Raw genomic sequence first — 23,832 nt, 5'->3', positions numbered from 1 at the left:
CACCCGCCGAGATCGCCGGCCAATGGTCCTGGGGGCATGCCCCCAGGACCATTGCCATCCCATCAATCAACCATCATGAAGGAGCCGGACTCTACCTCTGACTGGTAACAATCAGGGGAGCACGTCACCGCGCTCATCGACGGCGCCGCGTCGTGGCGGTCGAGGATGCGCCCGGTCGCGGCGGGATCGGGCCGCGCCGCCCAGTCGCCAATCACTTCGGCGAAGCGCCGGCATCCGATCGGGGCAGCGTCGTCGTCGGCCAGCGTGCAGAATTGCCCGTCGGGCAGGAACAGCGCCTGCAACAGTTCGACGCGCCCGGTGCGCAGCCCCTCGGCATAGGCTTCGAGCGCGCGCTCGGGCGAGGAGGCGGCGGACGAAGGTGGGGGCGTTGCCGCGGTCGCGGGGCCTGCCGCGAGAAGCGCCGCGGCACAGGGAAGGGCAAGGCGCATCGGACCAAGGGGCATCGCATGAAACTCCCGCCGCGGATCGTGCGCGCCTTCTAGCCCGGTGCGCGCGCTTTCTCCAGCGCTTCGCCGAAAGGCAAAAGGGTCCCGACGCGCGTCCGGGACCCTCCTGTGGATTTGGCCTGTCCGGTCGGTCAGCCCCCGGTCGGCGTGGCCGTTGCCGCCGGCTCGGCTGCGGGTGCAGCCGCGGCGGCGGGCGTCAGCACCGCGGCGGGCGCTGCGGGCGCGAGCTGCGCGGTCGGGATGACCACCGCACCCGCCGGAATGACATAGGCGAGCGGCTCGTTCGTCCGCGCCATCAGATGCTGGCCGACCGGGATGATCGCCGACTTGCCGGTGACGAAGGCGCCGAACACGCCGACCGCGATCGCCGCGCCGACCGCGGCGCCGGTGTTCCCTTCGCCCTCCTGCCGGTGCATCCCCGCCAGCGGCAGGCGGTGGCCGTTGGGCAGCGTCAGTTCGTTGAAGGTGATCTCCATCTTCGCCGACTTGCCGAACGCGCCCTTGCCGGTACGCCAGGTCACCGTGCCCATGCCGCGCGTGCCCTTCGGGATCACGACGACGCCATTGTGCATCACGTCGAAGACGGTGCGCATCGGCACTGTGTGGCCCTCGCGCAATTTCTTGCTGTTCGCCTCGGCATCGGGCGTCAGGATCACTTCGGTATAGGACGGCAGCGTCAGGCCGGGGGCGGGCGCCGCGACGGCGATGGCGGGTGCCGCAGCAACGGCTGGGACCGCGGCGGGCGCGGCGGCGGTTTCAGCCGCTGCGGCGGGTTCGGCGACGGGTGCCGCGGCTTCCTGCGCCTGCACCGAAATCGAAAGCATGGTAAAAGAGGCCGCAAAAGCGGCCGCGCCCCTCAGGTAATTCATCCATTTTCCCCCAAGCCGCAGAGTGCGGCCAGAGGTTACTTGCAAGGCTGTCAGTGCCTTGTCAATCGAGTCTGCAACAGGGGGTGGGGCAATTACTTCAACAATGGCGCCAGATACTGGCCGGTGAAGCTGCGCTTCTCCTTCACCACTTGCTCGGGGGTGCCCGCGGCGACGATTTCGCCGCCCTTGACCCCGCCTTCGGGGCCGAGGTCGAGGATGTAATCGGCGGTCTTGATGACGTCGAGGTTATGCTCGATCACCACGACGCTGTTGCCCTGGTCGACGAGCGCCTGGAGCACCTCGAGCAATTTGCGAACATCCTCGAAATGGAGGCCGGTGGTCGGCTCGTCGAGGATGTAGAGCGTCTGCCCGGTCGAGCGGCGCGAGAGTTCCTTGGCGAGCTTGACGCGCTGCGCCTCGCCCCCCGACAAGGTCGTCGCCTGTTGCCCGACCTTGATGTAACCGAGCCCCACGCGGACTAGCATCGCCATCTTTTCGCGGATCGAGGGCACCGCCTTGAAGAATTCGGCCGCATCCTCGACCGTCATGTCGAGCACGTCGGCGATGCTGTGGCCCTTGAACTTCACCTCGAGCGTTTCGCGGTTGTAGCGTTTGCCGTGGCACGTCTCGCACGTCACATAGACGTCGGGCAGGAAGTGCATCTCGATCTTGATCAGCCCGTCGCCGGTGCACGTCTCGCAGCGCCCGCCCTTGACGTTGAAGCTGAAGCGCCCCGGCTTGTACCCGCGCGCCTGGCTTTCGGGGAGGCCCGCGAACCAGTCGCGGATGATCGTGAAGGCGCCGGTATAAGTCGCGGGGTTCGAGCGCGGCGTGCGGCCGATCGGCGACTGGTCGATGTCGATCACCTTGTCGCAATGCTCGAGCCCTTTGAGGCTATCGTGCGGCCCCGCGATCATGCGCGCGCCGTTGAGCACGCGCGCCGCGCTGGCATAAAGCGTGTCGATGATCAGGCTCGACTTGCCCGATCCCGACAGCCCGGTGACGCAGGTGAAGGTGCCGAGCGGGATCTTCGCGGTGACATTCTGGAGGTTGTTCGCGCGCGCGCCCTTGAGCACGAGGTCGAAGCCATTGCCCTTGCGGCGATGCTTCGGCACCTCGATCTTCTTCGCGCCGGTGAGGTACGCGGCGGTCAGGCTCTTCGTGTTCGCGAGCACCTCTTCGAGTGTACCCTCGGCGACGATTTCACCGCCGTGCAGGCCCGCGCCGGGGCCCATGTCGACGACATAGTCGGCGTGGCGGATCGCATCCTCGTCATGTTCGACGACGATCACGGTGTTGCCGAGGTCGCGGAGACGCTTGAGCGTCGCGAGCAGCCGGTCGTTGTCGCGCTGGTGGAGGCCGATGCTCGGCTCGTCGAGGACGTAGAGCACGCCCGAAAGACCACTACCGATCTGCGAGGCAAGGCGGATGCGCTGGCTCTCGCCGCCCGAGAGCGTGCCCGAGGTGCGGTTGAGGTTGAGGTAATCGAGCCCGACATTGTTGAGGAAGCCCAGGCGTTCGTTGATCTCTTTGAGGATCGCCTTGGCTATCTGCTTCTGCGTGTCGTTCAATTTCTCGTCGAGCGTGCTGAACCAGCCGAGCGCGTCCGCCACGGACCGCTGCGCCGACATGCTGATGTCTTCGCCGGCGATCTTCACCGCGAGCGGTTCGGGGCGAAGGCGCGCGCCGTGGCACGTCTCGCACGGATGCGGCGCCTGATATTTGCTCAGCTCCTCGCGCATCCACGCGCTCTCGGTCTGGAGCAGGCGGCGGTTGAGATTGCCGATGACGCCCTCGAACGCCTTGTGCGTCGTGTAGCTGCGTTTGCCGTCCTTGAAGGTCAGTTCGACGGGTTTGCCGCCGCTGCCATAGAGGATGATGAGCTGCACCTCGCCGGGCAGGTCCTGCCAGGGCGTCGTCAGGTCGAAGCCATAGGCTTTGCCGAGGCTTTCGAGCACCTGCATATAATAAGGCGAGGGCGGGTTCGATTTCGCCCACGGCACGATCGCGCCCTTTTTCAGGCTGAGCGCGTGGTTGGGGACGACGAGGTCGGGGTCGAACTCCTGCCGTTCGCCAAGCCCGTCGCACGCGGGGCACGCGCCCTGCGGCGCGTTGAAGCTGAACAGCCGCGGTTCGATCTCGGCGATCGTGAAGCCCGAGACGGGGCAGGCGAATTTCTCGGAGAAGATCAGCCGGTTCGCGGGAATGCCTGCGCCCTTCATCGCGCCGCCCGTGTCCTCGCCCTCGCGCCCCGGTACGGGACCGTCGGCGAGGTCGACATAAGCGAGTCCCTCGGCGAGCTTGAGCGCGGTCTCGAAGCTGTCCGCAAGCCGCGTTTCGAGCCCTTCGCGCACGGCAACGCGGTCGACGACGACCTCGATGTCATGCTTGTATTTCTTGTCGAGCGCCGGCGCCTCGCCGATCTCGTAGAATTCGCCGTCGATGCGGACGCGTGTGAAGCCGTCCTTCTGCCACTGCGCGAGTTCCTTCTTATACTCGCCCTTGCGCCCGCGCACGACAGGGGCGAGGAGGTAAGCGCGCGTCCCCTCGGGCAATTCCATCACGCGGTCGACCATCTGGCTGACTGTCTGCGCCGAAATCGGCTCGCCCGTCGTCGGCGAATAGGGGATGCCGACGCGCGCCCACAGGAGGCGCATATAATCGTAGATTTCGGTGACGGTCGCGACGGTCGAGCGCGGGTTCCGGCTCGTCGTCTTCTGCTCGATGCTGATCGCCGGCGACAGCCCGTCGATATGCTCGACATCGGGCTTCTGCATCATTTCGAGGAACTGGCGGGCATAGGCCGACAGGCTCTCGACATAGCGTCGCTGTCCCTCGGCATAGATCGTATCGAAGGCGAGCGACGATTTGCCGCTGCCCGACAGGCCCGTGATGACGATCAGCGCGTCGCGCGGCAGGTCGACGTCGACGCCCTTGAGATTATGCTCGCGCGCGCCGCGCACTTTAATGTGGGTGAGACTCATGGGAGAGGTTTGTTCCAGATTTGTTCCCGCCGCGCAAGGCGAGATATCCGGACAAATTTAGGGGCACCCTGCCTGCGCGGCAAGAGAGCCCGCCGAATTGTCGGGTCTCTCTTGGCCATTCATGCGTCAGCAGCTGCCCGCGCACGTCTTGGCGACCGTGACGCCCTCAAGGAATATCTGATTGGTCACGGTCCCGGGCACGCGCTGCGAAATGGCAAACACACCGCCGAACTCGACGCCGCGTGGCCCGAAGAAGGCTCCGTTGAACGAGTTTGTTTCGACGTTCGCCCCCGTGATCTGGCCATTCGCGGTCGCAAAAGAGCCTTGTCCCCCCACGCCGATGTTACCTTCGATCGAGCCGCTGATGCCGAATATTCCGAACTGGCGCGATGAAGCGTCCGCCATCGAAACACCTGTTATATCCAGCGAACCGGTGAATGTGGCCGCCTTGAAATCCATCGCGAAGCGGCTGGTGCCGCCGAGGTCGTATGATGCCGCGGTGCCGTTCTGATAGACGGAGCCGCCACCAGCGATGATACCGGCATAGCTGGCGCTGCCCGAAGTCGGCATCTGCAGTCGCGGAGTCTGTATGCCGTAGAGATAGGATAATGTGGTCGTCCGTTGGACGTCTGGCAGCATTTTCGGCGCCGAGGTGATCGTTGCGAAGCTGGCGTATGACAGCGCCAGCACTGGATTGGATCCGCCCGGTTTGAAGATGCGGACCGTGGCGGTGTCGTTGGCCAGAGCAGGTGTGTAGACCGCGATCGAAGCCGTGCTCCGCGCCGTGTCGAGCTGGGCGGGGCCGATGTCGATGTGGGGAACGTTGAAACCGGTATATTGCTCGGTATTGAAGCTATAGCTTTGCGTTGCCGGATCATAGGTGATCGTGAGTGGATGGCGGTTCACGAAAGGGTTGCTGCCGGTCATTTCCGCCGAGTTTGCCCGGAAGGTCCGCGGGCTGGTCAATTCGGTCAGGCGAGGAAGGGTGTCGAGGTCGGGGCTCTGCTTGCCCATCAGGGTCGCTGAAACGACACCGCCCGAGCCGCTTGTCGCCGAAATCGAAGCGCCGAGTTCGCCGGCACCAGCGCCAAAGAAGCGGCCTGCCCAATTGCCTGTATAAGAACCAAATCCGCTGATCTGGAACGCGCCGGCAAACTGGTTGCGGCCGCTGCCGATTTGCGCAGTCGCCGAAAAATCGCCGCCCAAACTGGAACCGCCGCTGGTCGGATTATATGCGATCGTCGTACCCGACGCGGAAACGGCACCGGTGCCGAAATCGATATAGGCCGTTCCCTGGCCGAATATCTCGCCAAGGCCCGGGATATTGCTGTCGGCGACCGATCCGATCAGGTCTAGCGTATAGCCCGCCTGGCCGATCGTCGGCACGTTCGCGGCCGCAGTCTGGTTGCCGGTGATGAAATTGTACAGATAGACGAAGCGGTCGCTGCCGCGTTCACGCGTCTCGCGCCACTCGAAGCTTTTGACGTCGCTGTAGTTGCTGTTGATCAGCCGGCCGGTCAGCCCGTCTGTATCGCGCGCGAAGGAAAGGGTCTCGCCCGGAGCGATCACGATCGACCGGTCCGAATTGATCAGCGTATATTTTCCACTCGCCGAATCGAAATTGGCGACGAGCGGCAGATTGCGGGCGGCGCTGTTGCTGACCGACGACGCGCCTGCATTGGTTTGCGTTGCCAATCCGGACGCATCGACATTTACCGCCGCGGGATTGAAAGGCAGGTTGGCGACTGCACCGCCGCGGCCGAGGAACGACCCGGCCACGATGCTGGTCGGATCGCTAACCCCCTGTCCGGCAAAACTGGCACCGATTTCCTGTCCATGCGGGCCGTATAGCGCACCCGATATCTGTCCCCTGATATCGAAGCCCAAGGAAAAGCTGCCAGTGAGCCGGTTTCTGTCCGCCGCGATCGTGGCCTCGCCGCCGAATGTATCGCCCGATCCGCCGGGATAGGCGATCGATCCTCTGATCGTGAGAACGCCGGTCGCGAGGTCGACCTGTGCCCTTCCGTCTCCCGAAAAGCCTACGAGGCTTGCCCCATGCGTGCGGGCGCCCAGGAAATCGAGGACATATTCGGCGCGGCCAGACCGCTGAACCGCGGTGTCCGCGGTGGGGAAGCCATAGGTCATCGCGTCAAGTGTGCCCGACACGGTCGCCGTTCCGTCGGTGATCGACTGCCAGAAAGCGCCTTGAACATATTGGTAATTGAAGCGACCGGACGCTCCGGGCTTGGTAATCGTCAGCGATTGCGTCGTGGGGCCGGTGCCAAGAGTATAGACGGTTATCGACGAATTGCTTTGGGCCGCATCGATATTGGCCGGCAAAAACGTTGCCGTCCGGCTTCCCACGGTGACCGAATAGGCCTGCGCGCCCGCATCATAGGCGATGGTCGCACCACCCAATCTTGCCGAGAGCGTCGGCACATCGCCGTTCTTCGGAAAGCTTGCGGCGCCCAACGCCGCCGTGCTCGAAAAACTCTGACTCGACCGAATATCCACAAAGCTGGTGTTGGGGGGTGTCGGTGTCGGTGTCGGTGTCGGTGTCGGTGTCGGCGTGGGAGTTGGAGTGGGAGTTGGAGTTGGAGTGGGGGTCGGCGTTGGCGTCGGCGTTGGCGTCGGCGTCGGCGTCGGAGTCGGCGTTGGCGTCGGAGTGGGGGTCGGCGTCGGTGTGGGGGGCGTGGGCGTGCTGTTGACGCCGCCGCCTCCACCGCCGCCGCATGCGGACAGCGCAAATGCCATGACAAGCGACGACGCAGCGGCCGCGAAGCTATTTTTCATTTGATCAGGCCCCCCTGTTCCATTTTTCCCGGCAATATACGCTTTAAAAAGCGGACGTTATGCCGAATTCTGCACTGATACGGGAATAATCCCAAATCTCAACGGTCGATTTATTCTTTTCCCAGCCGATTTTCACTGTTGGTGCGAAGCTGCCGATCTTGAGAAAGCGGAAATGGCCGCCGATCGAAGCCTGGAGCCGGTCGTCGACGCGCCGACGCGGATAAAGGAAGAGGCGGCGGTCGGATTCGAGCCGACTATAGCCGGCGCTGACGGTCAGCGTCGTTTGCCCCAACTCGCGGAAGAGATAGGCGGTGAGACCGCCCGATGTCGTCGAATATCCGGGATCACGGGCCGCCTCGCGATTGCCGCTGAGCTGGAGGCCGCCGCCGAACTTCGGCGAAAAGGCGCGGTCATAGGATGCGGCGAGCTGAAGGTTCGTCGCATCCTGGAGCGCGTTGCGGCGATTGTCGACGTCGGAGACCCGACCGTCGACGCGCAAGAGCGCCTTGTCGCCCATCGGATGCTGCCAGGTCGCCCCGACACCCGCCGAGAAGCTGTAGGGATCGAGCCCGTACCAGCGCCAGGTCGCTTCGCCCGATATGTTGATCCGGTCCTTCCCCGACGCATATTCGGGACCCGCCTGGATCGAGAGCGCGATGTCGTCGAACTGCTCGGCGCGATAGAGATTGGCATAGGTCGACGCACGGACAAGCAATTGCGAGCGCTTGTCGATGCCGGTGCGGAAATAGGCTTGTCCGCGCAATGCGAGCCCTAATCCCGACCGCGCCTTCGCATCCTCGTCGAGCGTGAAGTCGCCGATGATCGTGCCAAGCGTGTCCGACCGCGTCGCCCGGTTGATATTGCTGTCGGGCGCGAAAGCGATCGCGACCGACCCGCCGAAGGGTTTCTGCGCGCGGAGCGCAGCCGCATAAAAGCGGATCTGCTGTTCGACCTCGGGGGGCAGGCCCGCCGCCTGCGCGGAGCGCAGTTCGCGTTCGGCCGCGCGCAGGTCGCCGAGCATCGCCTGCATACGGGCGAGTTCGACGCGGACACGCGCGGCGCCGGGCTTTTCGTCGAGGATCTCGCGAAACAGCACCGCGGCGTCGCGATGCCTTCCAAGGTCGTCGGCGAACATCATCGCGAGCCGGAAACGGGCTTCGGTGCGAAGCTCGATGTCGGGATCGCCCGCAAGCGCGCGATAGGCGGTTTCCGCGGCCGCGAAATCGCGTGCTGCACGCGCCTGGTCCGCGAAGGCGAACAGCTGCTCGGCGGAGACCCGAACCGGTTCTGTGGTCGGGGTTGTCACATGTTCCTGGGCCTGGCCCGGAGGGCTATAAAAAGCCGCGGTCGCCAAGGCCGCCGACATCCATATCTTTATTGTTTTGCCCCCCAGCGAAAGCGGCCGTTGCCGCACTCGTGCCATCGGCATATAAATGTTCCACGTCAATATCTTCCCCGATCCGAAGCAGACAAATCTACCAAAGCGGGATTCCCGTCGACCAATGTCTGCGCTCTCGCTTGACCGCCTCGTATCCCGGGCGGACAAGTCGAACATGGCCGCGACCCCGTCGGAGACGGTGCGCGGGATGTGAGGAGATTGGGGAATGAAGACAATTTTTGCGGGGGCCGCAGGCCTTGCAATCGCCGCGGCACTTGCCGTGCCCGTGCTCGCCAGCGAAACGACGCTATCCGCGCCCTTGACGGCGGCCGCCGACGAGGCGGGAGGCGCCGCCGGGGCCGGATCGCTGAAGGCGCTCACCTTCGGTAAATGGGGTGTCGATCTCGATGCACGCGATCCGTCGGTGAAGCCCGGCGACGATTTCGACAAATATGCCAATGGCGGCTGGTTCGCGCGCACCGAGATTCCGGCCGACCAGGCGTCGGCGGGGGTCGATTACGACGTCTATAACCTGACCCAGCGCCAGCTGCGCGCCGTCGTGTCGGGGGCGCCGGCGACGAGCCAGGTTGGCGGGCTGTACCAGAGCTTCATGGACGAGGCGCGCGTCGAAACGCTCGCCGCCAAACCCTTGCTCGCCGACCTCGGCGCGGTCGCCGCGATCAAGGACAAGAGCGAAATGGCGCGCTTCATGGGCGGCACGCAGGGGACGTTCGGTTCGACGATCGTCAGTGGCGGGCCCTATGCCGACACCGCCGATCCGACGGTCAATGTCCTGTGGCTGGGACAGGCGGGAATCGGGCTTCCCGAACGCGACTATTACCTCAATGACAGCTTCAAGCCGCAACGCGACGCGTACCGCGCCTATATCGCGCGGACGATGAAGATGGCGGGCAACGCCGACCCCGAAAAGGCGGCCGATGCGATCATGGCGTTCGAGACCGAAATTGCGAAGGTCAGCTGGGCGATCGCCGACCGCCGCGACATCGGCAAGATCAACAACCCGATGTCGTCGGACGAACTCGCCGCTTATGCGCCGGGACTCGACTGGAAGGCCTGGTTCGCCGGTGCCGGCATCGCGCCGCAGAAACGCATCATCGTCAACGAAAAGACCGCGGTGCGCGATATCGCCGCGCTTTATGCGAAGACGCCGCTCGACACGATCAAGCTGTGGCAGCAGTTCCACGTCGCCGACAATGCCGCGCCTTACCTGTCCAAGGCGTTCGTCGACAGCCGCTTCGAATACACCAAGGCGCTGAGCGGGGTGGGCGAGCTGCGCCCGCGCTGGAAACGCGGGCTGACGCTCGTCGATGGCAGTCTCGGCGAACTCGTCGGCGAAACCTATTCGAAGCAATATTTCCCCGCGAGCGCAAAGGCGAAGATGGAGGTGCTCGTCACCAACCTGAAACTCGCGATGGGCGATCGCATTCGGGGCAATAGCTGGATGGCGCCGGCGACGAAGGATGCGGCGCTGGCCAAGCTTGCGAAGATGGACGTGATGGTCGGTTATCCCGACAAATGGCGCGACTATTCGGGGCTGAAGATCGACCCCGCCGACCTTTATGGCAATGTGAAACGTAGCGCGGCGTTCGAATATGCCTATGCTCTGTCGGATCTCAACAAGCCCGTCGACCGTAAGAAATGGTCGATGAACCCGCAGGAAGTGAACGCGTATAACGGCGGGCTCGAGAACAAGATCGTGTTCCCGGCGGGCATCCTGCAGGCGCCTTATTTCAGCGAGAGCGTCGACGACGCGGTCAATTATGGCGCGATCGGCGCGGTGATCGGCCACGAGATCACGCACGGCTTCGACGATCAGGGCCGCAAGATCGACGCCGAAGGTGCGGTGCGCGACTGGTGGACGCCCGAGGATGCCGCGCGCTTCGATGCGCAGGCGAAGGCGTTCGGCGCGCAATATGCTACCTATGAGGCGGCGCCGGGGTCGTTCATCAACCCCGACCTGACGATGGGCGAGAATATCGCCGACCTTGCCGGGCTCGAGGTCGCCTATGACGCCTATCGCCGGTCGCTGGGCGGCAAACCCGCGCCGGTGATCGACGGACTGACCGGCGATCAGCGCTTCTTCCTGGCTTTTGCGCAGGCCTGGCGGACGAAGCAGCGCGAGGACGCGATCAAACAGCAGGTCGCGAGCGACCCGCACAGCCCGGCGCGCTGGCGCATTATCGGACCTGTGCGCAACGTCGATGCGTGGTACAAGGCGTTCAATGTCGCCGCGGGCGCCAAATATTATCTGAAGCCCGAGGAACGCACGCGGATCTGGTAAGTCCTGAGACCCCTTTCTCAGGATCGGGCGGGGGCGGCTTCGTGCCGTCCCCGTACCGCCATTACGGCGAGCGACAGCGCCGCGCCGACGATGACGAACAGCGCGGGGAAGCCGCCGAGAACCGACATCATGCGGATGCCGTCGATGCCGCCGCCTGCGACCAGCACCAGCGCGACGAGCCCAACCGTAACGCCCCAAACCGACTGGACCCAGAGCGGCGCTTCGGGCGCGTCGGGCGAGATGCCGCGCGTCGATAGGGCGCTCATCGCCGAGACATTGGCGTCGGCGCCCGCCACATAGGAGAGGAAGATGGCGAACAGCACGATCGCCGCAACGCCCGACCCGCCGCCCAAGGCGCTGAACAGGCGGAACAGCACCGGATCGGGGCCTTGCGCGGTCAGGATGGCATAGAGGCCGGCACCGCTCTGCTGGTCGAGCGCGATCGTCGCGCCCGCAATTGCGGTCATCCACACGGCACCGAACAGCGACGGCAGGATGAGGTTATAGAGGATGAAGGCGCGGACGCTGTAGCCGACCGCGAGGCGGCCGAGGAACAAGGCGGTCACGGGCGCCCATGCGAACCAGTTCGCCCAGTTGAAGATCGTCCATTGCCGGTGCCAGCCCGTATCGACGTCGAGCCCCAGGTTGCGCGGCAGGAAGGTCTGGAAATAGTCGGCGGTGCCGCGCAGCGACAGGCCGAACATCTCTACCGTCGGCCCCGCGATCAGCACAAAGGCGATGATTGCGAAAAACAGCCAGGTGTTGAGCACCGACAGCCCCGCGATGCCCTTTTGCAGGCCCGCCGCGGCCGAAATCAGGAAGCTCGCGACGATCGCCGCCGCGATCGCCCAGCGCAGCGCCGTCCCGCCCTGAAAGCCGCCGATCCCCTCGATCCCGCCGGCGAGCGCGAGCAGGCCGGCGCCGAGCGATGCGGCCATCCCCGCGACGAGCGCATAGAGGCAGATGATGTCGATGCCCGTCCCGACCGGGCCGTGCGCGCGCTGACCGAGGAGGGGGACGAACAGCGACGACAGGCTGAACGGTTCGCGGCGGTTGTAATAGACGAGTGCAAAGGCGAGCCCGGCAACGGTGTAGATGGCGTATGGCGTCAGCGTCCAGTGCAGGAACATCGTAGACATGGCAAAGGTCGCGGCGGCGTCGCTGCCCGGTTCGAGCCCGAGCATCGCGGGCGGGTCGTTGAGGTGAAACAGCGGCTCGGCGGCGCCCCAGAACAGGATGCCGGTAGCGATCGTGGTGCAAAGCGTCACTGCGAACCAGCGCCAGCGGGTCAATATCGGTTGCGCATCCGCCCCGCCGATGATCCGTCCGCCGAGCGGCGACAGTGCGATCCCTCCGAGCAGAACGAGAAAACCGACCCCGGCCCAGGCAAAGATTGGCGAGAAATGGCGCAGAATCCAGTCGTTGATCGCCGTTTCGATCGCGACGACGGCGGCGCCCTGCCACAGGCTGAGGACCACAGCGGCGAGAAGCACCGCGAGCGGCGTGAAAAACACCGGGCGATTGAGGGGGTGTGTCGGCAATGCTGGCAAATGATCGGCCAATCGGACATGGTGCGGACGACCAGCATGGCGGTTGCCCCGGACGAGGTCAATTCGCGGCCGGGAACGGGCCGGTTGCGCAAAGCGTTGGACCGGCAGAAGGATGGATTGAAGGAGATGCTTCGATGACCAGGACAATTTTGGCCGCCGTCGCTTTCGCGCTGGTCGCGTCGGGGCAGGCGATGGCCTTTCAGACGCCGGCCGCAACGGCGACGGCGCAAAAGCCCGACAAGGACGGTACGACCGCCGAAGAGCGCTCGAATACGGCGCGGCTCAATGCCGAACAGGCCGCGCGCGCCAAGGCCGACAACACGACCTATGCGCAGGAAGTATCGGCCGCGCAGCAGCAGGTCGCACACGACCAGCAGGTGTTTACCGAGGAAACCGCCGCCTATGAGGCGGAGAAGGCCCGTGTTGCCGCGATGTCCGCCGAAGAACGGATGAAGTGGGAAGCCGATGTCGCCGCGTGCAAGGCGGGCGACACGACGCGCTGCGCTGCTCCGGCAACGCCGCCGCACTAAGGCGTCAATTTGCCGGAACGGGCGCCATTTCATCGGTGGGTGCGTCCTCGCCCGCCGGTGAAATGATGCGAGGGCCGTCGCTTGCTGCTGCCACAGGCGGCTCGGGGTCGGGAAAGCGCCCGCCGTAGCGATAATCGTCGCGCACGTCATGGGATGGCGATACGTCGGCCTCGACCGCACCGAGTTCGCGGAATTCGTCGCTCATCCGGTCGTCGCGGCTCGCGCGCAGTCGCATAGCGACGCCATAGCTGTCCGCGCAATCGGGGCAAGGTGCGGCACCTTCGCCTTGCGCGGTCAGTGCGCCCGGGTTGGCGCTGAGGTGCGAATAGGACGCGGGCTCGCCCGGCCCGCGGCCCAGTCGCGATCCCGCCGCCATGTCGCCAAGTGCAATCCCGCCGGCAGCGCCTGCGAGCGCCAGCAGCGACCAACGCAGCAGCCGCGCGCCTCTATGCCGACTCACGGCGAAAGATAATTTCTTCGCCATCGACAGATTTGCTCATGACTGTGCGTATGATGCAAGTCCTGCGCCATGATATTGCCCGCCGGCTGTCCGTTGGTCGACGGATGAGCGCCTTTCGTCCGCAAATCGAGCCGCTGTTCGCGCCGATCGATCCAAACGCGATTCTGATGACGTCTAGGGAGTATCACCCCCTTGCGGGATATCGGACGACGGTCTCCCCGGTCCGCCAACCGGTATCCCGCATCCTTTTGAAGAGAGGACTCCCCCATGGCGAAACTTTCCTTATTGCTGGCCGCGCCGGTCGCGCTCGTCGGCTTTGCCGTCCCGGCTGCGGCCGAAGGCGATGGCGAGCGGCGCAGCGTTGTTGTTCGGTATGACGACCTGAACCTGTCGAGCGTCCAGGGTCGCGAACGGCTCAACACGCGCATCAAATTTGCGGTGCAGACGGTGTGCGGCAGCCGTGCGCATTACCGGCAAACCTTGAGCCAGCAGGCCAGCGCACGGCAGTGCGAAGATAGCGCAATGGCCGACGCCGATGTGAAGCTGGCCGGACTGATCAGCGGCGACGGCACACGGCTCGCCGAGCGCGGCCGGATCGTCATCAACGCCGCACCCTGACGGCCCCGCGATCCGGTGACGGAAAAAAAAGCGGCCATGCCCCCGGTTGGTGGCATGGCCGCTTTTCGGTTCAGCCCTGCATGATCGCCTTGACGTCGTGCAGATAGGTGCGGCCGATGCGGTGCACGCCGCCTTCGCCCAGGTCGACGCTCCACGCGCCGTCGCCATGATGTTTCAGCCCTACGATGCCTTCGCGGCGGATCATCTTCGACCGGTGGATTCGCATGAACTGGTCGGGGTTCATGCGCGCTTCCAATGATTTGATCGTCTGGTGGATCAGCCAGCTCCGCCCGCCGACATGCAGCCGCATATAGTCGCGCTCGGCCTCGATCAGGTCGACCTGGCCTGCATCGATGCGCAGCATCTCGCCGCGGTTCTGGACCCAGAACTCGTTGATCCATTTGCTTTTCTGCGCGGGCGCGCGTTCGGTCGCGCGCCATTCGCGCACGCGCGACAGCGCGCGCGCAAGGCGGTCGGGCGAGACCGGCTTGAGCAGATAGTCGACCGCCGCGACGTCGAACGCGGCGACCGCGTAGCGATCGAAAGCGGTAACGAAGACCACCGCGGGCGGATTGTCGAGCCCCTCGATCGCGGCGGCGACCTCAAGGCCATTGAGATCGGGCATCGCGATGTCGCAGAGCACGAGGTCGGGCGCGAGCGCATCGACCATCCGCAGCGCCGAGGCGCCGTCGCTGGCGGTGCCGACGAGCGACACGCCGTCCTGTTGTCCTGTCAGGATCTGCAAGCGTTCGATCGCGAGCGGTTCGTCGTCGACGATCAGGGTGCGAAGCGTCTGGATCATCAGCAGGCCTCCCGTGCCAGCGGCAACCACAGCGACACGACAAAGCCGCCATCGTCCGACTTGCCCCATTCGCATCCAGCCGAGGGACCATAGCGCGTCAACAGGCGTTCGCGGACATTGCCCAGTCCCAGCCCGGTTCCCGAAGCCGGAACCGGCGCCTTGGGGTCGATATCATTTTCGATGCGGAGCACCAGCAGGCCATATTCGGCGCTGGCGGACAGGCGGATCGCGATCTTCCCCTTGGTCGGTGCGACACCATATTTGATCGCATTTTCGATGATCGGCTGCAGGATCAGCACCGGTACGCACGCATTTTTCAGCTCGTCGGGCATCGTCACCGCGACCTGCAACCGGTCGGGAAAGCGCGTCTGTTCGATGTCGAGATAGAGCCGCTGGAGCGCAATTTCCTCGTCGAGGCTGACAAGCTGTTCGGGATCGACCGCGAGGCTGGAGCGGAGGAAAGACGAGAGGTTCATGATCATCGTCTCGGCCTCGCTCTTCGACCCCTTGAGGACGAGCGTCGACAGCGAGTTGAGCGTGTTGAACAGGAAGTGCGGATTGACCTGGTAATGCAGCGCGCGAAGCTGCGCATTCTTGGCTTCCATCCGGAAATGGTTCGCGCGGCGTTCGACCGCGCGCATCTCGTTGGCATAGCCGAAGGCGACATAGAGTGCGGCCCATACCGCAAAGAAGAAATACCAGCGGATCGAGCTGTCGAGGATCAGCACCGTTTCCCATGCGCCGGGATATTTCGCCTGCATTTCCTCGATGATCTTGGCGCCGTCGGACACGGGGAACCAGTAATAGAAGACGAGCAGGTTGACCGTCGCATAGACGATCACCAGCGGCACCGCGGCGCCGAGCGCCGCCGCGAGCCGCGCGCCGAAGCTTTGCGGCTGGGCGCGGCGGAGGAGCTGGTAGAGCACGAAGGTGCACAAAATGCCCGCGATCACCACGACGGCGCGGCGTCCGGCCGAGGGCCATTGCTCGGGCGCTCCGGTGAGCATCGCGAGGCCCGTCGTGATCAGGAAATAGATCAGCCACATGGCGATGATCGACCCGATCGCGACGCGCGGATTGACGCGGGCGTCGGAGGCGCGCCAGTCGGGCGCCGCCGCCAGCATTTTCGCGCGCTGATCGCGTAGCGCGTCTTTGCGGTTTGTCACATTCATTGACGTTGCCTTAGCGCCAAAAGCCGGTCGATGGCTAGCGTGCGCCGGGCCGCCAGTCGAAGCTGCGCGCGCCTTGGTCGAAAGCCATATGCCGCTCAGGCCACGGGTTGCGGCAGCGCCCGGCGCCAGTTGCCGCGCCGATAGATCGCCCATGCCATCGCCAGCGAAGCGAGCGAGGACAGCGGGAAGCTCCACCAGAGGATATCGCTGCCGACCGCCGGATAGCCGAAATAATAGATGCCGAGGCGGATCGGGAACATCGACAGGAACAGGATGACGAGCGGCGGGACGACCGAACCATTGGCGCGCAAGGTGCTGATGAGCACGATCGTCGTGCCGAAGGGCAGGAAGGTCCAGGTCGCGATCAGCTGGATATTGCGCGACACCTCGATCGCGGGGCTTTCGCTGCCGAGGAAGAGCGCGAGTGCGGCGCGGTCGAAAACGAGGAGGAGGACGATCAGCACACCCGTCATGACGAGGTTGATCGCTATGCCGCTGTTCGTCACCGACGCGACACGATCCCAGCGCCCGGCGCCGATATTCTGCGCCGCCATCGAGCTGACCGCGGCGCCGACCGCGAGCGCGGGCATCTGGATATAATTCCAGAGCTGGAGCGTCGCGCCATAGGCAGCGGCGGTGACGAGCCCCTCGCGGTTGACGAGCCCGACCATGACTAGCCCGGCGCCCGAGATGACGAGCATCTGCGCGCCCATCGGCAGGCCGCGGCCGATGATGAAGCGCAGCTCCGACCATTTGGGAAGGAGGTAGGCGAGTTCATGCCCGCGCAGGCGCAGAACATGGTTCTTCGCGTAGAACCAGCCGATCATGCCCGCGAGGCTGATCGTCCCCGCGAGCGCGGTCGCGAGCGCGCTGCCCGCGATGCCGAGGCGGGGGAAGGGGCCGAGGCCGAGGATCAGGATGGGGTTGAACGCGATGTCGAGCACGACCGCGAGGATCATGAAGCGCAAGGGCGTCATCGCGTCGCCCGCACCGCGCGAGGCCATCATCAAGGTGACCGACAGCATCGACGCGGGGACCGCGAGGAAGGTGACGCGGAGATAATCATGCGCGAGCGCAAAGGCCTCGGGCGGCGTCTCGAGCCAGCGCAATATCTGGTCCGACGCGAACCAGCCGATGATCGCGATGACGACCGAAAAGATCAGCGCGAGGCCGATCACGCCGCCGGTCGCACGGCGTGCGGCGTCGATATCGCCGCGGCCCATCGACTGACCGATCAGCACGGTGGCGGCCATGCCGAAGCCGAAGAAGGCGCCGAACATCAGGAACATGATGATGTTCGCATTGGCGGTCGCGGCGAGCGCGCTGTTGCCGAGGAATTGCCCGACCCAGATTGCGTTCACCGAACCCGACAAGGTCTGGAGGACGTTCGACGCGAGCGTCGGCAGCGCAAAGAGGATCAATGTCTTGGTGATCGGCCCCTGCGTCAGGTCCATCCGCCCGCCGCCGCGTGCGGTCTGGCGCGGCGGGACGGGGCTCGCGGCCGGATCGGCGGCGGCTGCGACGGGGGTCGGGGTGACGGGACCATCCTCGCTCAACGCGCGGGCCCGCCTTCGAGGTCGCCAGTGCATTGGAGCTCGGGATCGGCCTTCGCCTTGCGTTCGAACTCGCGGGTCTGTTTGGTAACGCCCGGGAACAGGCGATCGGGCGCAACATGATAGGACTGGATCAGCGTCAGCGCCCATCCATAGTGGCGCGCCCCGGCGGCGCAGCTATCGCTGCCGCCGTCGCCTTCGCCCCAGACGGTGCGCCAGCTCGCTGTGCCATCGCGCGTCAGGATAAATTTGAAGCCACCGATCGCACCATTGTCGCCCTCCGCATAGGCGATCGCGCGATCGCCGTCGTGCCAGACCCTGAGATGGCGAAAGGTGAAGCGGAAATCCGGGTGCGAGCGCAGCGTGTCGAGGATCGCGATGCGCTCGGCGCTGCCGACGGCGGGGGTATGCGGGGCGGCTTCGCTTGCAGCCAGCGGCGCCGCGAACAGCAGCGCCGTGGCCAGAAGCGGAACCCGCAACCCGCGCATCACCCCAGCCGCGCCAGTGCGGCGGTCAGGCGATCGGCTTCGGCCTCCTTGGCGGCATGATCGGCGCGCGCCTTTTCGACCGCTTCGGGCTTGGCGCGTTCGACGAACGACGGGTTGTTCAGGCGTCCCGCGAGGCCGTCGCGTTCCTTCGCTGCGGCGGCGAGCGCCTTGGTCAGCCGGTCGCGCTCGGCGGCGATATCGATCACGCCTTCGAGTGGGACGGTGATCGTCTCGCCTTCGACGACGAGCTGCGCCGAGGCGCCAGCGGGGGCGGGGTCGAAGCTCACGTTCTCGAGGCGCGCGAGGCGGTCGAGCTGCGCCGCGAGCTTGTCGGTGCGGCCCTTCAGCGACGCCGGGAAGTGCGCGGTCAGGCGCGCGCCCGGCGGCAGGCCAAGTTCGGCTTTGGCGGTGCGCAGTTCGCTGACCAGCTTGATCAGCCAGTCGATGTCGGCGCTGGCGTCGGTATCGCGCGCGGCGTCCGGAGCGGGCCATTTCGCGGTGATCAACGGATAATCCGCGCGGTCGCCAAGCCCTGTCCACAGCTCTTCGGTGATGAAGGGCATGAAGGGGTGGAGCATGACGAGGATCTGGTCGAGCACCCAGCCGGCGACGGCCTTGGTCTCGTCGTCGATCGCGCCCTTGATCAGTTCGAGATACCAGTCGCAGAAACGGTCCCACGCAAAGCTGTATATCGCGTTCGCGGCTTCGTCGAAGCGATAGGCGGCGAAGGCGGTCTCCATCGCCGCAACGGTCGCGGCGACCTCGCCGATGATCCAGCGGTTGACCGGCAGCGCCGCGGCGGGCGCTTCAAGGCTGGTCGAGGCGGAAATGCCATTGGCCTCGCAGAAACGCGCCGCGTTCCAGAGCTTGGTCGCGAAATTGCGATAGCCCGCGAGGCGCGCGTCATCCATCTTGATGTCGCGGCCCTGGCTTTCCATCGCCGACATGAAGAAGCGCAGCGCGTCGGCGCCATACTGGTCGATCAGCCCGAGCGGGTCGACGACATTGCCCTTCGACTTCGACATCTTCGCGCCGTCGGGCGCGCGGACGAGGCCGTGGAGATAGAGCGTCTTCCACGGCACGTCGCCCATGAACTCCATCCCCTGCATCGCCATGCGCGCATCCCAGAAGAAGAGGATGTCGAAGCCCGAGATCAGGACGTCGTTGGGATAGTGGCGCTTCAGCAGGTCGCTATTCTCGGGCCAGCCGAGCGTCGCGAAGGGCCAGAGCGCGGAAGAGAACCAGGTGTCGAGGACGTCGGCGTCGCGAGTCAAAATTATCGCACCGGGAAGATCCTTCTCCCTCAGCTTCTCACGCCACTCGTCTTTCTGGTCGTGGGAATCCGCAAAGAAGATGTGATCTTCGGTAAGGCCTTCGATGTTATAAAATTCCACGGCCTGCTTCCGAATAACATCTTCGGATTCACCTACGAAAATGCTTTCTAAGCGGTTCTTTTCGACGCCAGTGAAGCCCACATGCCCATCGACGATTTGGCCGCCTGTCGTTTTCGCAGGCCCATACCACGCCGGAATCCGGTGACCCCACCAGAGCTGGCGCGAGACGCACCACGGCTGGATATTCTCCATCCAGTTGAAGAAGGTCTTTTCCCACGTCTTGGGGACGATGTTGATGCGCCCGTCGCGCACCGCCGCCATCGGCGGCTGCGCCAGCGTTTCGGCGTCGACATACCATTGATCGGTCAGCCATGGCTCGATCACCACGCCGCCGCGATCGCCGAACGGCGTTTGGATCGTGCGCGGTTCGAAGTCGTGCTCGCCGCCGTCCTTGTCGACGTGCGGGATGAGGAAGCCCGCTTCCTTAATCCGCGTCACGACGAGTTCGCGCGCACCGTCGACCCCGTCGCGCTTGAAACGGTGGAGGCCGAGATATTCGTCGGGGACCAGCCCATCGGCGGTCTGGATGACGTTCGCGTCGCCGTCGAGCATGTTGAGCATCTCGGCGGGCTTGAAGCCCGCGCGCTTGCCGACGTCGAAGTCGTTGAAGTCGTGCCCCGGCGTGATCTTCACCGCGCCTGAACCCAGCTCGGGGTCGGCATGTTCGTCGGCGACCACCTTGAAGCGGCGGCCGGTGAGCGGCTGGAGAATATCCTTGCCGATCACGCTCTTGTAGCGCGCATCGTCGGGGTGCACCGCGACCGCCATGTCGGCGAGCATCGTTTCGGGGCGCGTCGTCGCGACCACGATATGATCGCGGCCATCGTCGAGCGTCACGCCATCGGCGAGCGGATATTTGAAGTGCCAGAAGCCGCCCTGCACCTCGTGCGTCTCGACCTCGAGGTCCGAAATCGCAGTCTTGAGCTTCGGATCCCAGTTCACGAGGCGCTTGTCGCGGTAGATCAGCCCCTTTTTGTGCAGGTCGACGAACACCTTGACCACGGCCTCGGTAAAATGCGGGTCCATCGTGAACTGCTCGCGCGACCAGTCCATCGAACAGCCGAGGCGGCGAAGCTGGCCGGTGATCTGGCCGCCGCTTTCCGCCTTCCACTGCCACACCTTGTCGATGAAATCTTCGCGGCTGTAATTGGTGCGCTTGTCCTGCCGCTCTTCCATCTGGCGTTCGACGACCATCTGCGTCGCGATACCGGCATGGTCCATGCCGACGACCCACAGCGCGTCCTTGCCGCGCAGGCGCTCGTAACGGACGAGCACGTCCTGCAACGTGTTATCGAGCGCATGGCCGATATGCAGCGCGCCGGTGACGTTCGGCGGCGGGTTGACGATCGTGAAGGGTGTCGCATCGGGACGCGCGGGACGGAAGAGTCCACGGCTTTCCCATTCATGGGCCCATTTCACCTCGATAGCGGCGGGATCGAACGTTTTTTCCATCGGCATAGCCCGGCGCCTTTGCCAGCCGGGGGGCGAGGCGGCAAGGGGGCGCGGTTACCCACGCCCCCTGTCGTCATCATTTTTTGAGGTGGCTGCCCAGCCAGTTGAACACCGTCTGATGCCACTGGACGCTGTTTGCGCCCTTCAGAACCCAATGGTTTTCGTCGGGGAACACGAGCAGTTCCGACGGAATGTTGCGGCGCTGGAGCGCCGTGAAGGCGGCGAGGCCCTGACTGTAGGGGATGCGGAAATCCTTCTCGCTCGTGATCACCAGCATCGGGGTTTTCCACTTGGTGACATGATTGACCGGGTTCCACTTTTCGGGGTCGGTGCGTTCCCACCAGGGGCCGCCATGATCCCATTCGTCGAACCACAATTCCTCGGTCTCAAACGCCATCGCGCGGAGATCAAAGACGCCGTCATGCTGGACGAGGCATTTGAAGCCGTCGGTCCACTGACCCGCGATCCAGTTCATCATATAGCCGCCATAGGAGGCGCCGAGCGCGCAGGCGTTATTGAGGTCGAGCTGCGCATCCTGCTTGCCCGCCGCGGCGAGGCCGAGCTTCAGGTCCTCGAGCGGCTTGCCGCCCCAATCCTTGTTGATGCTGTCGGTGAATGCCTGCCCATAGCCCGTCGAACCGTGGAAATCGACGGTGACGACGCCATAGCCCTGCTGCGCGAAGACGCGCGGGTTCCAGCGCGTCGACCAGCTGTTGCCAAAGCTCGACTGCGGGCCGCCGTGGACGATGAAGGCGACGGGCAGCTTCTGCACGGGGCTGACGGGCTTCAGGATCATGCCCCACACCTTGTCGCCGTTCGCGCCCGCGAACTGGATGCGATCGAGTTCGACGCGATCGAACTCAGCGAGGCGCGCGGCGTTGACCGCGGTGATCTGCTTCACCTTGCCTTTCGCGTCGCGAACGAAGAGGTCGGTCGGCGCAAGTGCGCTGTTGCGCGAATAAAGAAGCGCGCCGCCGGGCAGCGGGCTAACGTCGCCGATATTGCCTTCGAAGGCTTCGGTCGTCGCTTTCAGCTTCTCGACCTTACCCGTCACGGCGTCGACGCGGAACACCGGATGCTCGAGCGTGTCCTGCGCGGTCACATAGAGCGACTTGCCGTCGGGTGCCCAGGCGATCGAGCCGACCGAGCGGTCCCACGCATCGGTCAGTTTCTTCGTTTCGCCGCTTTCGAGATTGCGGAGCATCAGCACCTGCCGGTCGGCCTCATAGCCGGGGCGTGCCATCGCGGCATAGGCGAGCCATTTGCCGTCGGGCGAGGGGGTGGGCAGGGTGTCGGTCGCCTGATTGTCCTGCGTCAGGTTGACCGGCATCATCCGGCTGTCGACGAGCCAGCTATAGATATCGAGATTGGTCGACATCGGTTCGTTCCGGTCGGCCTTGCGCAGCGTGAAGAAGACGGTGCGGCTGTCGGCGCCCCATGCGAGTTCCTCGCCGCCGCCGAAAGGCTTCGACGGGCTGTCGCCGGTCAGGCCCGCGTCGACGGCGCGCGCGGCACTCGCCTTGCCGCCTGCGAGATTGAAGACAAAGGGGCGGCTGTAAGTGCCGGGGGTTTCCCACTCGTCCCAGTGGCGGACGAAGCCCGCGCCATCCCTGTAAAGACGGCCGGCGCCGGGGCCGGGAAGCGCGCCCTTGTCCTTGGCATCGCAGCCGAAGTCGGTGCATTCGCGTGCGATGTCGCCCCATGCGAGCAGTTTCGCTGCATCGGGCGAAATCTTGAAGCCCGACACGTCGGCCTTGGTATCGGTCACCTGCGTTGCCGCGCCGCCCGCCTTGGGATCGACGCGCCAGACCTGGCTTTTGCCCGAGGCGTTCGAAAGGAAATAGAGGATGCCGTCCTTGTCGAAGGCGGGGGCGGTTTCATTTTTGCCCGCGGCATCGGCGATGGCGACGGGCTTTGCGTCCTTTGCATTGCGGTCGACGAGCCACAGCCCGGTCGAGCGCTTGTACGTCTCGCCCTCGGTCTCGGTCATCTGGAACACGACCCAGCGCCCGTCGGGCGACGCGGTCGGCGCGGCGACGCGCTTCAGTGTCGCAAGGTCGACCTCGGTCATCGGCCGGGCGAAGGCGGGGGTAGAGAGGGCGGCGGCGAGCGCGATCGCGCTGCAGAGGATGTGGTTTCGCATGAAAGCGGTTTAGCGATGCGGCGCGCCGGTTCAAGGACGAACCTTTTCCGGTTCGCGATCATGCCCTGTCGGCTGGCCCCGCGATATTCTGGCTTGCGGATGCGCAAATAAACCTCTCTGGCCCGCTGGCTCCAAAGATCGCATCGGGCCGGTCGTGCAGCGAGAAGGTAATCGATGTTCCGCGCCCTGTTGAACCGCACCCGCCTGTTCGTCCCGCTGCTTGCGGGGGCAAGCCTGCGCGACCGCGTGATCGCGAGTGTCGGGGCGGTGCTGGGGATCGGTTTTGTCGGCCTGTCGTGCGTGGCGCTGTTCCCCTCGTCGATACCGTGGATCGTCGCGCCGATGGGCGCATCGGCGGTGCTGCTGTTCGCGGTTCCGGCAAGCCCACTCGCCCAGCCATGGTCGATTGCGGGGGGCAATTTCGTTTCGGCGTTCGTTGGCGCCGTGGTCGCGCAGCTCATTCCCGATCCCGCAATTGCCGCGGCCGTCGCCGTTTCGCTGGCGATCCTGACGATGTCGCTTCTGCGTTGCCTGCATCCGCCGGGGGGCGCCGCGGCGCTCAGTGCGGTGCTCGGCGGCTATGCACTGCTATCCGAACATGTCGTCGAGTTCCTGTTCGTCGTGCTCGTCAACTCGCTGCTGCTGGTGTCGATCGGCTGGCTGTTCCATCGCTTTTCGGGGCATAGCTATCCCCACCGCGCGCAGCCGGTCGAGGGCAGGGCGCTTCCGCCAGCGCCCGCGTCGGGACTGTCGATGGACGATATCGACAAGGCGCTCGACGACCTTGGCGAAACCTTCGACATCAGCCGCGAGGACCTCGCCCTGTTGCTAGAGCGTGCGGAGGTGCACGCCGCGGCGCGGAGCGCCCGGCGCTAGG

18 protein-coding genes are annotated in these 23,832 nt (G+C 65.0%); 4 read left to right on the top strand and 14 right to left on the bottom strand.

All coding sequences use genetic code 11. The annotated features are described in order from the left end of the window. Window positions 1-62: 62 nt before the first annotated feature. The 6 genes from ACIPPQ_RS14195 to ACIPPQ_RS14170 form a co-directional block, all read right to left on the bottom strand. Window positions 63-464, bottom strand: coding sequence for a hypothetical protein (locus ACIPPQ_RS14195; RefSeq protein WP_446544709.1), 402 nt, complete (start codon window positions 462-464; stop codon window positions 63-65). Window positions 465-598: 134 nt separating this feature from the next. Beyond that, entirely contained in the window at window positions 599-1,336 is a 738-nt protein-coding gene (locus tag ACIPPQ_RS14190; protein ID WP_446544708.1) for a hypothetical protein, read from the bottom strand. A 92-nt stretch (window positions 1,337-1,428) separates the two neighbouring features. Continuing rightward, window positions 1,429-4,320, bottom strand: coding sequence for an excinuclease ABC subunit UvrA (gene uvrA, locus ACIPPQ_RS14185; RefSeq protein ID WP_446544707.1), 2,892 nt, complete (start codon window positions 4,318-4,320; stop codon window positions 1,429-1,431). A gap of 126 nt (window positions 4,321-4,446) precedes the next feature. Next, window positions 4,447-6,759: a transferrin-binding protein-like solute binding protein gene (locus ACIPPQ_RS14180; RefSeq protein ID WP_446544706.1), complete on the bottom strand. Its 2,313-nt coding sequence runs from the start codon at window positions 6,757-6,759 to the stop codon at window positions 4,447-4,449. Next, entirely contained in the window at window positions 6,713-7,054 is a 342-nt protein-coding gene (locus ACIPPQ_RS14175) for a hypothetical protein (RefSeq protein WP_446544705.1), read from the bottom strand. Before ACIPPQ_RS14175 ends, ACIPPQ_RS14180 begins: the two co-directional genes overlap by 47 nt. 102 nt (window positions 7,055-7,156) lie before the next feature. Beyond that, window positions 7,157-8,419: a surface lipoprotein assembly modifier gene (locus ACIPPQ_RS14170; protein WP_446544704.1), complete on the bottom strand. Its 1,263-nt coding sequence runs from the start codon at window positions 8,417-8,419 to the stop codon at window positions 7,157-7,159. Window positions 8,420-8,717: 298 nt separating this feature from the next. On the opposite strand from ACIPPQ_RS14170, the gene ACIPPQ_RS14165 reads away from it, so the two are divergent. Beyond that, window positions 8,718-10,793 carry a M13 family metallopeptidase gene (locus tag ACIPPQ_RS14165; protein WP_446544703.1) on the top strand — a complete coding sequence of 692 codons (2,076 nt, stop codon included), beginning with the start codon at window positions 8,718-8,720 and terminating at the stop codon, window positions 10,791-10,793. Window positions 10,794-10,810: 17 nt separating this feature from the next. On the opposite strand, the gene ACIPPQ_RS14160 is transcribed toward ACIPPQ_RS14165, so the two are convergent. Beyond that, the gene (locus ACIPPQ_RS14160) at window positions 10,811-12,334 is read right to left on the bottom strand and encodes a BCCT family transporter (RefSeq protein WP_446544702.1); all 1,524 of its coding nucleotides are present in this window, start codon (window positions 12,332-12,334) and stop codon (window positions 10,811-10,813) included. A gap of 143 nt (window positions 12,335-12,477) precedes the next feature. Here ACIPPQ_RS14160 and ACIPPQ_RS14155 point away from each other — a divergent pair, with 143 nt between their 5' ends. Further along, window positions 12,478-12,873 (top strand): hypothetical protein, encoded by a 396-nt coding sequence (locus tag ACIPPQ_RS14155; RefSeq protein WP_446544701.1) that lies wholly within the window; start codon window positions 12,478-12,480, stop codon window positions 12,871-12,873. 4 nt (window positions 12,874-12,877) lie between these two features. On the opposite strand, the gene ACIPPQ_RS14150 is transcribed toward ACIPPQ_RS14155, so the two are convergent. Beyond that, a complete protein-coding gene (locus tag ACIPPQ_RS14150; RefSeq protein WP_446544700.1) occupies window positions 12,878-13,333 on the bottom strand; it encodes a hypothetical protein in 456 nt (151 codons plus the stop codon). A 267-nt stretch (window positions 13,334-13,600) separates the two neighbouring features. Here ACIPPQ_RS14150 and ACIPPQ_RS14145 point away from each other — a divergent pair, with 267 nt between their 5' ends. Next, the gene (locus ACIPPQ_RS14145; protein WP_446544699.1) at window positions 13,601-13,951 is read left to right on the top strand and encodes a UrcA family protein; all 351 of its coding nucleotides are present in this window, start codon (window positions 13,601-13,603) and stop codon (window positions 13,949-13,951) included. Between the two features lie 70 nt (window positions 13,952-14,021). Here the strand turns inward: ACIPPQ_RS14145 and ACIPPQ_RS14140 are convergent, their stop codons facing one another. From ACIPPQ_RS14140 to ACIPPQ_RS14115, 6 genes are all read right to left on the bottom strand, one after another. Continuing rightward, window positions 14,022-14,753, bottom strand: coding sequence for a LytR/AlgR family response regulator transcription factor (locus tag ACIPPQ_RS14140; RefSeq protein WP_446544698.1), 732 nt, complete (start codon window positions 14,751-14,753; stop codon window positions 14,022-14,024). Then, window positions 14,753-15,925: a sensor histidine kinase gene (locus ACIPPQ_RS14135; protein WP_446544697.1), complete on the bottom strand. Its 1,173-nt coding sequence runs from the start codon at window positions 15,923-15,925 to the stop codon at window positions 14,753-14,755. The genes ACIPPQ_RS14140 and ACIPPQ_RS14135 overlap by 1 nt, the downstream gene beginning before the upstream one ends. Window positions 15,926-16,020: 95 nt before the next feature. After that, the gene (locus ACIPPQ_RS14130) at window positions 16,021-17,379 is read right to left on the bottom strand and encodes an MATE family efflux transporter (RefSeq protein ID WP_446544721.1); all 1,359 of its coding nucleotides are present in this window, start codon (window positions 17,377-17,379) and stop codon (window positions 16,021-16,023) included. Between the two features lie 98 nt (window positions 17,380-17,477). Beyond that, complete coding sequence (locus tag ACIPPQ_RS14125) at window positions 17,478-17,966, bottom strand: hypothetical protein (protein WP_446544696.1); 489 nt, start codon at window positions 17,964-17,966, stop codon at window positions 17,478-17,480. Continuing rightward, window positions 17,966-20,818: a valine--tRNA ligase gene (locus tag ACIPPQ_RS14120; protein WP_446544695.1), complete on the bottom strand. Its 2,853-nt coding sequence runs from the start codon at window positions 20,816-20,818 to the stop codon at window positions 17,966-17,968. The genes ACIPPQ_RS14125 and ACIPPQ_RS14120 overlap by 1 nt, the downstream gene beginning before the upstream one ends. A 70-nt stretch (window positions 20,819-20,888) precedes the next feature. Then, window positions 20,889-22,955, bottom strand: a complete 2,067-nt coding sequence (locus tag ACIPPQ_RS14115; RefSeq protein WP_446544694.1) for a prolyl oligopeptidase family serine peptidase — start codon at window positions 22,953-22,955, stop codon at window positions 20,889-20,891. Window positions 22,956-23,129: 174 nt separating this feature from the next. Between ACIPPQ_RS14115 and ACIPPQ_RS14110 the strand changes: the two genes are divergently transcribed. After that, window positions 23,130-23,831 carry an HPP family protein gene (locus ACIPPQ_RS14110; RefSeq protein WP_446544693.1) on the top strand — a complete coding sequence of 234 codons (702 nt, stop codon included), beginning with the start codon at window positions 23,130-23,132 and terminating at the stop codon, window positions 23,829-23,831. The last annotated feature ends 1 nt before the right edge of the window (window position 23,832 follow it).

Source organism: Sphingopyxis sp. LARHCG72 (assembly GCF_052871675.1).
Note: the sequence above shows the minus strand (reverse complement) of the source record. Positions and strands in the feature narration are given on the sequence as shown.